The sequence below is a fragment of the Gilliamella sp. G0441 genome, assembly GCF_050589305.1.
GTDB lineage: Bacteria > Pseudomonadota > Gammaproteobacteria > Enterobacterales > Orbaceae > Gilliamella.
Genome location: NZ_JBNRJF010000002.1, coordinates 131,345 through 144,521, shown reverse-complemented (window position 1 = coordinate 144,521; position 13,177 = coordinate 131,345). Strand labels below are relative to the sequence as shown.

The following is a 13,177-nucleotide window of genomic DNA, read 5'->3' as shown; positions in this document are numbered from 1 at the left end:
ATTGATTATATCGGAAATTTAGTTTAATTTCAGTTGAAAATTAAAAAAAATAATCTTTTTTTGATCAATCTCTCTTTTTAATGAAATTAATTGTCGTATCTTAAAAGGCGTTTTAGATGGAAAATTGGCAAAGAGCATTTGTCTTACATACTCGTACTTATAGCGAAAGTAGTTTATTGGTCGATTTATTTGTCGAATATTCAGGAAAAATAACGGTATTAGCTAAAGGTGCAAGGCGAAAAAAATCCTCATTAAAAGGAGTATTACAACCTTTTACACCTATTATTGTTCAGTATTCAGGTCAAGGAGAAATCAAAACCTTGCGTCAAGTTGAAGGTATTTCCTTAACACTTCCGCTTTTTTCTATTTCATTATATAGTGCTTTTTATTTAAACGAACTTCTACATCGAGTTTTAGTTGCTGAAGTTGAAATCCCAGCACTTTTTGATCATTACCTTAAAAGCTTACAACAATTAGCCCAACAAATTCCTGCTGAAAATGTACTACGTTCTTTTGAATTAGCCTTATTAGAAAATTTGGGTTATCACGTCGATTTTTTTCATTGTAGTGCTACCGGCGATAAAGTCATTGAATCTATGAATTATCAATATCAAATAGAAAAGGGGTTCATAAGCAGTTTGCTTGTAAACAGTACTAGCTTTACAGGTAAACAGGTTTTAGCATTAGGATATCGACAATTTAATGATGAGGATACATTAAGAGCAGCAAAAAGATTTACTCGTATTGCATTAAAACCTTATGTAGGTTCAAAGCCATTTAAAAGTCGAGAACTATTTTTAAAGATTTAAAATATTATCTCAAAAAATCTAATTTTTAATCCCAAATAGCTGTCAATCTTTTAATAGGCTATTGATTAATATGTCTAGTTGATTAGCAAATTTTTCTCTATCTTTTGTTGAAAAAGGAGATGGGCCTTTAGATTGTATACCACTAGCCCGCATAGTTTCCATAAAGTCTCGCATCACAAGTCGCTCTTTTATGGTTTCTAATGTGAAAGGTTCACCTCGTGGTGTTAGTACAAAAGCGCCTTTATTTAGCACATCAGCAGCTAATGGAATATCTGAGGTGATCACTAAATCCTTTTTTTCAACTAATTCAACTATTTTATTATCAGCTTCATCAAAGCCATTCGCTACCTGTAATCTTTTTATAAACGGAGAAGCGGGAATAATTAACCATTGGTTTGCAACTAAAGTTGTGATAATTGATTTACGAATCGCTACCCGATATAGGATTTCTTTAATAGGGTTAGGGCAGGCATCAGCATCAATCCATATTTTCATCATTTTTCACAATCAAATTTTTATATAAATACAAAGTTATAAACTTTAATCACTCTGCAAAGTAACTTATTTTTAATTAAGTTAACTAATTTTTTGGTTCTCGTGATTAATTGATAAAACAGTGACAAGTTATAGCATATGTCTATTTGAAAAAAAGCACATAAATGATATTATACACGGTCAATTTTTTATGTACGCATGTGCGCTTTCGTGTGGCGCACCACTGTTATAAGGATTATATATGCCAATTATTACTCTTCCTGACGGAAGTCAACGTCAATTTGATAAGCCTGTTACTGTTTTAGAAGTTGCTCAAAGCATAGGTGCTGGTCTAGCTAAAGCGTGTATTGCTGGACGAGTCAATGGTGAACGTAAAGACGCTTGTGATTTGATTGAGCAAGATTCAACATTAGCGATTATCACATCAAAAGATGAAGATGGACTTGAAATCATACGTCACTCTTGCGCTCACTTGTTAGGTCATGCAATAAAACAGCTATGGCCAAATACGCAAATGGCAATTGGGCCAACAATTGATAACGGCTTTTATTATGATGTCGATTTAGATCACTCTTTAACTCAGGAAGATCTTGATGCATTAGAAAAACGTATGCATGAATTGGCCAAAAAAGATTATGAAGTAAAAAAAGAAGTGGTGAGTTGGGAACGAGCAAGAGAGGTTTTTTGGGAACGACGTGAACCTTATAAAATTGCAATCTTAGATGAAAATATTCCTAAAGATTCTACTCCAGCACTTTATCATCATGAAGAGTATATTGACATGTGCCGCGGTCCTCATGTTCCTAATATGCGTTTTTGCCATCATTTTAAATTACAAAAAGTTGCTGGTGCTTATTGGCGTGGTAACAGTGATAATAAAATGTTACAACGCATTTATGGCACAGCTTGGGCAGATAAAAAACAATTAGATAGCTATCTGCAATTTTTAGAAGAAGCGGCTAAACGGGATCATCGTAAAATAGGTAAGCAGCTTGATCTTTACCATATGCAAGAAGAAGCGCCAGGAATGGTGTTTTGGCATAATGACGGTTGGATTATTTTCCGTGAGCTTGAAGTATTTGTTCGTACCAAATTAAAAGAATACGATTATCAAGAAGTGAAAGGGCCTTTTATGATGGATCGTGTTTTATGGGAAAAGACAGGGCATTGGGGTAACTATAAAGAATTAATGTTTGTTACCTCTTCTGAAAATCGTGAATATTGTATCAAACCAATGAACTGTCCGGGACATGTTCAAATTTTTAATCAAGGTTTAAAATCTTATCGTGATTTACCATTACGTATGGCTGAATTTGGTAGTTGTCATCGTAATGAACCTTCTGGATCTTTACATGGTTTAATGCGTGTTCGTGGTTTTACCCAAGATGATGCCCATATCTTCTGTACAGAAAGTCAAATTCGTAGTGAAGTAAATAGCTGTATTAAAATGGTTTATGATACTTATAGTACTTTTGGCTTTACAGACATAACGGTAAAATTATCAACTCGTCCGGAAAAACGAATTGGTAAAGATGAAACATGGGATTTAGCAGAAAAAGACTTAGCTTCGTGTTTAACTGAAAATGGCATAGAATTTGAATATTTACCGGGTGAAGGTGCTTTCTACGGACCAAAAATCGAATTTACTTTACATGATTGTTTAGGTCGTGCATGGCAATGCGGAACAGTTCAGCTTGACTTCATGTTACCTGAACGTCTTGATGCAACTTATGTCGGTGAAGATAACGAACGACATGTACCCGTAATGATCCATAGAGCTATTTTAGGTTCAATGGAACGCTTTATGGGAATTTTGACAGAAAACTGTGCAGGATTCTTTCCAACTTGGCTTGCTCCACTACAAGTTGCGGTGATTAATATTACCGATAATCAAGCGGAATATGCAAAACAATTAACCGAGCAACTGCAAAAAGTTGGAATTAGAGCAAAAGCAGACTTGAGAAATGAGAAAATTGGGTTTAAAATTCGTGAGCATACTCTAAAACGAGTACCTTATATGTTTGTCTGTGGAGACAAAGAGATGGAATCAGGTACAATTTCAGTTCGAACTCGCCAAGGTAAAGATCTTGGTAGCTTTGAAGTGAAACATGTTATAGAATTGTTGCTTAACGAAATTCATAGTCGTTCATTAGAACAATTGAATTGATGATAAATTACTTTGGAGGAATGAGATATTAAAGTCAGTAAACGAATTCAGTCAACACGTGCACATAAGATCAATGATGAAATTACAGCACGTGAGGTGAGGTTAACGGGGGTCGATGGTGAGCAGCTCGGTATTGTTAGCTTAGATGAAGCGTTAAAGCAAGCTGAGGAAGCAACTTTAGATTTAGTTGAAATTAGCCCAAATGCAGAGCCGCCTGTTTGTCGTATTATGGATTATGGCAAGTTCCTCTATGAAAAAAGTAAAGCAACAAAAGAACAGAAGAAGAAGCAAAAGGTTGTTCAGGTTAAGGAAATTAAATTCCGACCTGGTACAGACGAAGGCGACTATCAGGTAAAACTCCGCAGCCTGATACGCTTTCTTGAAGATGGCGATAAAGCCAAAGTCACACTACGTTTCCGTGGACGTGAAATGGCTCACCAGCAGTTAGGTACTGAAATGCTTGATCGCATTAAAGAAGACTTAGCTGATTTGGCGACTATTGAATCTTATCCAACTAAGATTGAAGGACGTCAAATGATCATGGTGCTTGCGCCGAAGAAAAAATAATGGTTTAGCAAGCTAAATTTTAATTTATTGAAATTTACACCATTATTTTATTGTCATTAACAATGCGAAGTAGGAATTAGTAAAATGCCTAAAATTAAAACGGTAAAAGGCGCAGCAAAGCGCTTTAAAAAAACAGCTTCTGGTGGCTTTAAGCATAAGCAAGCTAACAAGAGTCATATCCTAACTAAAAAATCAACTAAGCGTAAACGTCATTTACGTGGTTTGACGACTGTGTCAAAAGGTGATTTAGGTTTAGTTGTAGCGTGTGTTCCATACGCTTAATTTATTGGTTAATTATTTAGAGGATATAATTTATGGCTCGTGTTAAACGTGGTGTTATTGCTCGTGCACGTCACAAGAAAATTTTAAAACAAGCAAAAGGGTATTATGGAGCTCGTTCACGTGTATATCGTGTTGCTTTCCAAGCAGTAATCAAAGCTGGACAATATGCTTATCGTGACCGTCGTCAACGTAAACGTCAATTCCGTCAATTATGGATTGTGCGTATTAATGCGGCAGCTCGTCAATGTGGTCTTTCTTACAGCCGTTTCATTAATGGATTAAAGAAAGCCTCAATTGAAATTGATCGTAAGATCCTTGCTGATATTGCTGTTTTTGATAAAAATGCTTTTGCAGCATTAGTTGAAAAAGCTAAAGCCGCACTATAAAAGCTTGTAAAAGCCGAGTTATCTCGGCTTTTATCATTCTGAATCATAATGTTTAAGGATTGATAAAATGAAATTAGTTATTTTTCGTTTCTTTTTTAGCTTCGTTAATAATATCTATTAGTGAGGCAAAACAAAAACGAAAAATAATTATAAAGCCTCAGAAGAGGCTTTTTTTATGTAATGAACAATAAGCAGGAGAATTTTATGTCTCAATTAGTTGAACTGGTAAGTAACGCCAAATCCGCTATTGAAAGTGCTAATGACATTAATACGATCGAACAGATCCGAGTGGAATATTTTGGTAAAAAAGGCTATTTTACATTGCAAATGGCTTCATTACGTGATGTTCCAGCGGAAGAGCGCCCAGCCGTCGGTCAAAAAATCAATGATGCAAAACAAGAAGTCGTTGAAAAATTAAATCAAAAGCGTAATTTATTAGAACGTCAAGCGCTTGATGCAAAACTTGCCAATGAAACGATTGATATCACTTTACCTGGTAAATCACTTGAATTGGGTGGATTACATCCAGTGACAAAAACAATTAACCGACTCGTTGAGTTTTTTGGGGAATTAGGCTTTGTCGTTGAAACTGGCCCAGAAATTGAAGATGATTATCACAATTTTGATGCGTTAAATATTCCTGCTCATCATCCTGCTAGAGCAGATCATGATACATTTTGGTTTGATGCTAAACGTTTATTGCGTACCCAAACGTCTACTGTGCAGATTCGTACTATGGAGAATCAAAAACCACCAATTCGAATCATTGCACCGGGCAGAACTTACCGTAATGATTATGATCAAACTCATACACCAATGTTCCATCAGATGGAAGGGCTATTAGTTGATAAAAATATTAGTTTTACCCATTTGAAAGGGCTATTACATGATTTTCTTCACTGCTTTTTTGAAGATGATATGGAAATTCGTTTTAGACCTGGTTATTTTCCGTTTACCGAACCCTCTGCCGAAGTTGATATTAAAGCTAAAAATGGAAAATGGTTAGAAGTATTAGGTTGCGGAATGGTACATCCTAATGTCTTACGAAATGTTGGTATCGATCCTGACGTATATAGTGGTTTTGCCTTTGGTATGGGAATCGAAAGATTAACTATGTTACGTTACGGCGTCACAGATTTGCGTTCTTTCTTTGAGAATGACTTACGTTTTTTAAAGCAATTTAATTAATTCTGGAGATCAAAACATGAAATTTAGTGAAAGTTGGCTACGTGAATGGATCAATCCAGAAATAAGTAGCGAGATGTTAGCTGATCAATTAACCATGGCTGGTTTAGAAGTTGATGAGGTTGAGGAAGTGGCTGGTAACTTTTCAGGAGTTGTAGTCGGGAAAGTTGTTGAATGTAAGCAACATCCAAATGCAGATAAGCTACGAGTCACCAAAGTAGATATTGGTAAACCAGAACTACTCGATATTGTTTGCGGTGCTCCAAATTGTCGTCAAGGTTTAACCGTTGCTTGTGCAACCATTGGTGCAATATTACCCGGTGATTTTAAAATTAAAGCTGCTAAGTTACGTGGAGAGCCATCAGAAGGGATGCTTTGTTCTTACTCAGAACTTGGTATATCAGAAGATCATAATGGCATAATTGAATTACCAGATAATGCACCTTTAGGACAAGATATTCGTGAATATCTAAATCTTAACGATGTTTCAATTGACATCAGTGTAACGCCAAATAGGGCTGATTGTTTTGGTATTATTGGTGTTGCTCGTGATATTTCAGCAGTGAATAATATTCCAATGAAATCACTCCAAGTTGAAAGCGTGCCTGCAACTATCTCAGATACATTATCCATCCAAATTGATGAGCCTAAAGCTGCGCCTCGTTATTTAGGGCGTATTATTAAAAATATCAATGTAAACGCATTAACACCTCTTTGGATGAAAGAAAAACTACGTCGAGGCGGTATACGTTCTATTGATGCTGTTGTCGATATAACAAATTTTGTTTTGTTAGAGCTTGGCCATCCAATGCATGCTTTTGATCTTGCCGAAATAGAAAAGGGCATTATTGTGCGATATGCTCGCAAAAATGAGAAAGTTGTTTTACTTAATGGCAATGAAACTGAATTAAATGATCAAACTTTAGTTATTGCTGACCATAATAAAATACTTGCCTTAGCCGGTATTATGGGTGGCGAAAAATCTGGTGTTACTCAATCAACGAAAGATATTTTTCTTGAATCGGCTTTCTTTGCACCGTTAGCAATTACAGGAAAAGCTCGGGAATATGGTCTACATACCGAAGCTTCTCATCGTTATGAAAGAGGGGTTGATCCTGCTTTACAAAATATTGCTATGGAAAGAGCAACACAACTTATTATTGATATTTGTGGTGGTGAGGTAGGACCTATTATTGAGAAAATAAGTCCAACTGAACTACCAAAACCAGCTAACCTACAACTTCGTCGAAATAAAATTGATAGTATAATTGGTTATGCAATTGATACACAAAAAATCACGGATATTTTAGAAAGACTTGGATGTAAAGTTAATTATAAAGATGAAATTTGGTCAGTTGAAGCACCTAGTTGGCGTTTTGATCTTCAAATAGAAGAAGATCTGGTTGAAGAGATTGCACGTATTTATGGATACAACAATATCCCAAATGCAAACTTAAAAATTGAATCAATAATGAAACCAAAACCAGAAGGTCAAGTTTCATTACGAAGAATAAAAGATTTATTAGTTGATAAAGGTTATCAAGAAGCTGTTACTTATAGTTTTGTTGATCCTAAAGTTCAACAAATTTTGCATCCTGATTTTAATCAAATTCAACTGCCTAATCCTATTTCTAGTGAAATGTCGGCAATGCGATTATCATTATGGACAGGTTTATTAGATGCAGTGTTATATAATCAAAATCGTCAACAATCTAGAATTAGATTATTTGAAACCGGTTTGCGATTTATACCTGATGAAAATTGTGAATTTGGTGTTCGACAAGAACAAATGCTATCGGGTGTTATAACCGGTAATTTGTATGAAGAACATTGGACATTACCGAAAAAAAGTGTTGATTTTTATGATCTGAAGGGAGATATTGAATCAATTCTTGCAATTTTAGGTTGTGCAGAAAAAGTCCGTTATGAAAAATCGGAACTGTCTGCGTTACACCCAGGTCAAAGTGCAGCAATTTACATAAATGATGATATTATCGGTTATTTTGGTGTTTTACACCCAGAAATTGAAAAAAAATTATCTTTAAATAGTAAAACGCTTGTTTTTGAAATAAATTTAGCTAAAATTAGCAATAAAGAAGTACCTTTAGCTCAGGACATATCAAAGTATCCGTCAAACAAGCGAGATATTGCTATTGTCGTTTCAAATAAAATTCCAGCAGCGGAAATTATTTCTGAGTGTAAAAGGGCTGGTGGTGAGCACCTAATAAAAGTTAATCTGTTTGATGTTTATCAAGGCGATAACATTAAGGAAGATGAGAAAAGCCTTGCTATCAGTTTGATTTTACAAGACAAATCACGTACACTTGAAGAAGAAGATATAACAAACATTGTAAGCAGATGTGTTACTGCTTTACAAATTCGTTTTAAAGCCCTATTAAGAGAATAATAAATATGACATTAACTAAAGCTGATATTGCAGATCGTCTTGCCGATAAATTTGATATTGATCGTCAAGAAGCTAAAGTCCTTGTTGAACTTTTTTTTGAAGAGATTCGAGTGGCTTTAGAAAAAGGGGAGCCTGTAAAACTATCTGGATTTGGTAATTTCACTATTCGTGATAAAAATTCACGTCCAGGGAGAAACCCAAAAACAGGTGAGAGTGTGGATATTTCTGCTCGCAGGGTTGTTACTTTTAGACCGGGTATTAAATTTAGAGCTCGTGTAGAAAAAAATCTAACAATCTAATTGCTAGGTGACTATTCTATCATCAACTTTAACGACCTTTCTTTTGCCGTTGGCTAAAGAAAGGTCGATTAGATTCATTATCATAAAAACTAATTGTATTATTTAACTTAATCAAGCATAATACAACCACTTCAATGGAGGCTCTATGGGTCCTCTTGCAACATTTCTTTACTCAGCAGGTCAGGTCCGGAAGGAAGCAGCCAAAGTAAATAATATGTGTGTGGGATGTGGCTGATAGAGTCTCCTCCAAACTAGCTCTGACAATATCATTAATCTTATCAAAAGAAATTAATAATATTTCATATCAATCATCTTTAGTTACAATGCTTAATAACTTTTCCTGAATGTCTCTAACAAATCTTTTAGTCAATCTGAACAATATAATCGCCTTTATTTCAGGTATACCTATTTTCAGCAAGATATCAAAATTAAAAATAGCCATTCTATCAAAAATTAATTTAGTTAAATTTTAAGGAGAAAATATATGTTGCGAGTTGGATTATTTATTTTAACTAACTTAGCGGTAATGTTTGTATTTGGAATTATTCTTAGTATATTGGGTGTTGATGCTCATAGCACTTTAGGTCTTTTAATATTTGCCGGTATATTTGGCTTTGGCGGTTCATTGATATCACTATTACTTTCCAAAACAATGGCATTAAAATCGGTTAATGGAAAACTGATTAATCATCCAGCAAATACCCAAGAACAATGGTTGTTGGATATTGTTCACCGTCAAGCATCGCAACTGGATCTAAAAATGCCTGATGTGGCTATTTACCAGGCTAATGATATGAATGCTTTTGCAACAGGCGCAAGTAAAAATAATTCATTAGTCGCAGTGAGTTCAGGTTTATTAAATACAATGTCACAAGATGAAGCAGAAGCTGTCATTGCTCACGAAATGAGTCATATTGCTAATGGGGATATGGTCACAATGACTTTATTACAGGGTGTACTTAACACTTTTGTTATTTTTATTGCTAGGCTATTAGCATCATTTGCTACTCAAGCAACGGATGATCGTAATCGTGGTTCATCTCAAATGTTTTATTATCTAATTGTTATGGTATTTGAAACGGTTTTTGGTATTTTAGCGAGTATTATAATAATGTGGTTTTCCCGTCACCGTGAATTCCATGCAGATGCTGGTTCAGCAAAATTGGTAGGTGCAAATAAAATGATTGCAGCGTTAGAAAAGTTAAAAACAAGTTATGAACCTGAAGAAGATTCATCGATAATGGCATTTTGTATAAATGGGGCGAAAAAAATTAAAATTTCAGAACTGTTTATGTCTCATCCGCCATTAGATAAACGTATTTCTGCTTTGAAAGCACAAACTTATCTTAATTAGAAATCAGCAATTAATATTTCATTCAATAAAAGTATTTCTTTGATGTTATTGACAAGCTTTAATGAATTCACTATAACGCTTGTCAATAAATTAGAACACCAAAATTATAAGTATTTTTGAGAATAAAACGATGTCACAAATGGATCAATATCATCATAAAAACCGATTAGAATTACTTAGCCCTGCAAAAAATATTGAAATTGCAATGCAGGCAATTTTACATGGCGCAGATGCGGTATATATAGGCGGACCAAGTTTTGGCGCTCGTCATAATGCAGGAAATTCGGTAAGTGATATTGCAAAATTAGTTGAATTTGCTCATCGCTATTATGCTAAAGTTTTTGTGACATTAAATACGATTCTTCATGATAATGAATTGGAATCAGCAAGACAATTAATTTGGCAATTCTATCATGCCGGGGTTGATGCTTTAATTGTTCAAGATATGGGTATTTTAAATTTAGATATTCCGCCTATAGATTTACATGCCAGTACGCAAATGGATATTCGAACGCCAGAAAAAGCTAAGTTTTTATCCGATGTCGGTTTTTCACAAATTGTCTTAGCAAGGGAGTTAACCTTAAATGAAATCTCAACTATTTTTAAACAAATAGATGCCAATATAGAGTTTTTTATTCATGGTGCCCTCTGTGTCGCATTTTCTGGTCAATGTTATATTTCACATGCTCAAACAGGTCGTAGTGCTAATCGTGGAGATTGCTCGCAGGCTTGTCGTCTACCTTTTACTTTAAAAGATGATCAAGGTCGTGTAGTAGCTTATGAAAAGCATTTGTTATCGATGAAAGACAATTATCAATCCGATAATTTAACGTCGCTAATTCAAGCAGGAGTAAGGTCGTTTAAGATAGAAGGGCGTTATAAAGATTTAACTTATGTAAAAAATATTACTGCATATTATCGACAAAAATTGGATGACATTATTTCTAATTCATCAAATTTAACGGCTGCTTCAAGTGGGAAAACAGAATATTTTTTTACACCTGATCCAAAACGCACATTTAATCGTGGTAGCACTGATTATTTTGTTACAGGTCGAAAACCTGATATTGGTGCATTTGAATCACCTAAATTTATTGGATTACAAGTTGGTGAAATAACTAAAGTAACCACCCAATTTATTGATATTAAATCCGAAAAAATGTTAACTAATGGCGATGGATTAAATGTCCTTATTAAACGAGAAGTTTTTGGATTTAGAGCGGACAAAGTTGAAAAATTATCCGCTAATCAATATCGGGTTTATCCAAATGAAATTCCTAAATTGCTTAATTCAATCAAATTACCTTGTATTGTTAATCGTAATTTAGACCATTTATGGCAACAAAACTTACTCAAAGATTCAAGTGATCGTCGTATTGGAATATCTTTTGAATTATCCAATATCGATAATGGGATTCAGTTGAAAGCAAAAAGCGAAGAGGGAGTTTGTGTCGAATTAGATCTGATTGGTCAATTTGATTTGGCGAATCAAACTGATAAAGCATTAAAAAATATTCAAGATAATCTATCTAAACTTGGGCAAACCATTTATTACTTATCTGAGTTTAAGATAAATTTATCTATCATTTATTTTATTCCTAGCAGTCAACTTAATCAACTGAGACGAGATATTATTGAAAAATTAACTATAGCAAGATTAGCAAATTATCAAACCAATAAGCGCAAACCAGAAACAAACCCAAAACCAATTTATCCGGATAACCAATTAAGTTATTTGGCTAATGTCTATAATCATCAAGCTCGTGAGTTTTATAAACAACATGGTGTTCAGTTAATTGAAAGCGCATATGAAGCTCATGAAATCAAAGATGATGTTCCTTTAATGATAACTAAACACTGTTTGCGATTTGCGTTCAATTTATGTCCAAAACAAGCTAAAGGTATTCAAGGAGTCAAAACCAAAGTCACGCCAATGAAGTTAATACAAAATAATAATGAAGAACTCATTTTAAAATTTAACTGTAAAGCGTGTGAAATGCAAGTTTGGGGAAAAATTAAAAATCACGTTTTGAAAATGCCATTGTCAGGTAGTGAAATTATTTTTATTACCGAATAATAACATTATTATTCGGTAATAATATTTCAATACTAATACTGTATGTTCAAATGGCTTTTCGTACAAAATAAAGAAAAGAATGATTTTGATGATTCTGACATTAAATATTAATGTCCAATGAAGAACTGCCATATTAACAGTGGAATAGGTTATAAAACAATGGGTCAGTTAACTCATATAAAATAATAAGATTTGTAATATTCTATATCCATAAATTCTATTTAACATAATATACATTATGCGCACTTAAATAGATTTATGAAGATTCTATGTAGTTAATCAATAGAATTATGCTACTAATTTAAAAATTTCTGGCGTTTTAAACCAATCCAGGCTCGAACAATATTCACGAACTTTCATAGGACAAAAATATAAATAGATTCACTAATGTTATTGGTACTAAAAATATAATTGGTAAAATTAAAATGATGCAATCATGTTTTTATGAATTAATTAACCTTAATTAAGGTTAAAATATAAAATGTGAAATAAATGAATATCAGAATATCAAAGAGTTTTTACATCTCGATAAATTCCTCCTATGCTCAATGACTAAAATGCTTACTTGATTGAATTGCTTTAAATTTAAAGTTTTACTAAAAATATCCTTTATTTCCTATAAATCAAAATAAATAAAGTATCTAATCATCTTCCTTCATTTGACTATTTTATATAAAGAACGATAATAATTACGTAGAAATACTATCAATAATAGGATTCAGGTTATTCCAATAATATTTTTATGGGTTATTTAGGAATCGTTTTAGTTCTATGTGGGTATGGGTAAAAGTTTTTAATAAATTTGTGGAAAATCTGATCAAAAACACTGTGTTTAAAATATTTTTTACAGCATTAACAGTTGTATCGGGATGGTAAACATAAGGTTTAATGTTTATAATTTAATTATATTTAAACCTACTCTTTTATGGGTATACAGTAAGTTATCAACAAGTTATCGGCAATTTAGACTAATAAATAAAAAAATTTAAAAAACATTTTTATAAAAAGCTCACGGTTGCCCTTCTCTGTCTAAAATAAATAAGATAATTAATCATATAGTTAAAGTTTGAATAATGTATATTATGTTAAATAGACTTGATTATTACGAACTGAAATTTTAATTTTTTTATCTTCTTTCTCTTTTAAAAA

Annotated in this window: 11 protein-coding genes, 1 other RNA gene and 1 other annotated feature; of the genes, 11 read left to right on the top strand and 1 reads right to left on the bottom strand. The window is 33.4% G+C overall.

Annotated features, from left to right (window positions below; translation table 11 throughout):
- Window positions 1-116: 116 nt before the first annotated feature.
- Complete coding sequence (recO, locus tag ACKJXD_RS02860; RefSeq protein ID WP_220217178.1) at window positions 117-809, top strand: DNA repair protein RecO; 693 nt, start codon at window positions 117-119, stop codon at window positions 807-809.
- Between the two features lie 42 nt (window positions 810-851).
- Here recO and ACKJXD_RS02855 read toward each other — a convergent pair whose 3' ends face one another.
- Complete coding sequence (locus tag ACKJXD_RS02855) at window positions 852-1,304, bottom strand: YaiI/YqxD family protein (protein ID WP_220217179.1); 453 nt, start codon at window positions 1,302-1,304, stop codon at window positions 852-854.
- A 241-nt stretch (window positions 1,305-1,545) separates the two neighbouring features.
- Between ACKJXD_RS02855 and thrS the strand changes: the two genes are divergently transcribed.
- The 10 genes from thrS (at window position 1,546) to ACKJXD_RS02805 (ending at window position 12,028) form a co-directional block, all read left to right on the top strand.
- A complete protein-coding gene (gene thrS, locus ACKJXD_RS02850) occupies window positions 1,546-3,471 on the top strand; it encodes a threonine--tRNA ligase (RefSeq protein WP_430875465.1) in 1,926 nt (641 codons plus the stop codon).
- 27 nt (window positions 3,472-3,498) lie between these two features.
- On the top strand, window positions 3,499-4,038 hold the full coding sequence (gene infC / locus ACKJXD_RS02845; RefSeq protein WP_065556355.1) for a translation initiation factor IF-3: 540 nt from the start codon (window positions 3,499-3,501) through the stop codon (window positions 4,036-4,038).
- A gap of 84 nt (window positions 4,039-4,122) precedes the next feature.
- The gene (gene rpmI / locus ACKJXD_RS02840) at window positions 4,123-4,320 is read left to right on the top strand and encodes a 50S ribosomal protein L35 (RefSeq protein WP_065557738.1); all 198 of its coding nucleotides are present in this window, start codon (window positions 4,123-4,125) and stop codon (window positions 4,318-4,320) included.
- A 32-nt stretch (window positions 4,321-4,352) separates the two neighbouring features.
- Window positions 4,353-4,706: a 50S ribosomal protein L20 gene (gene rplT / locus ACKJXD_RS02835; protein ID WP_024496189.1), complete on the top strand. Its 354-nt coding sequence runs from the start codon at window positions 4,353-4,355 to the stop codon at window positions 4,704-4,706.
- Window positions 4,707-4,767: 61 nt separating this feature from the next.
- Window positions 4,768-4,883 (top strand) — a sequence feature (Phe leader region).
- A gap of 27 nt (window positions 4,884-4,910) precedes the next feature.
- The gene (gene pheS, locus ACKJXD_RS02830; RefSeq protein ID WP_220217181.1) at window positions 4,911-5,894 is read left to right on the top strand and encodes a phenylalanine--tRNA ligase subunit alpha; all 984 of its coding nucleotides are present in this window, start codon (window positions 4,911-4,913) and stop codon (window positions 5,892-5,894) included.
- A gap of 16 nt (window positions 5,895-5,910) precedes the next feature.
- Complete coding sequence (gene pheT / locus ACKJXD_RS02825) at window positions 5,911-8,298, top strand: phenylalanine--tRNA ligase subunit beta (protein WP_430875464.1); 2,388 nt, start codon at window positions 5,911-5,913, stop codon at window positions 8,296-8,298.
- 5 nt (window positions 8,299-8,303) lie between these two features.
- Window positions 8,304-8,597 carry an integration host factor subunit alpha gene (locus tag ACKJXD_RS02820; RefSeq protein WP_220217183.1) on the top strand — a complete coding sequence of 98 codons (294 nt, stop codon included), beginning with the start codon at window positions 8,304-8,306 and terminating at the stop codon, window positions 8,595-8,597.
- Between the two features lie 144 nt (window positions 8,598-8,741).
- Window positions 8,742-8,837, top strand: an RNA gene (gene ffs / locus ACKJXD_RS02815) — signal recognition particle sRNA small type.
- Window positions 8,838-9,081: 244 nt separating this feature from the next.
- On the top strand, window positions 9,082-9,951 hold the full coding sequence (gene htpX / locus ACKJXD_RS02810; protein ID WP_220217184.1) for a protease HtpX: 870 nt from the start codon (window positions 9,082-9,084) through the stop codon (window positions 9,949-9,951).
- Between the two features lie 139 nt (window positions 9,952-10,090).
- The gene (locus ACKJXD_RS02805; protein ID WP_430875546.1) at window positions 10,091-12,028 is read left to right on the top strand and encodes a peptidase U32 family protein; all 1,938 of its coding nucleotides are present in this window, start codon (window positions 10,091-10,093) and stop codon (window positions 12,026-12,028) included.
- Window positions 12,029-13,177 lie beyond the last annotated feature (1,149 nt).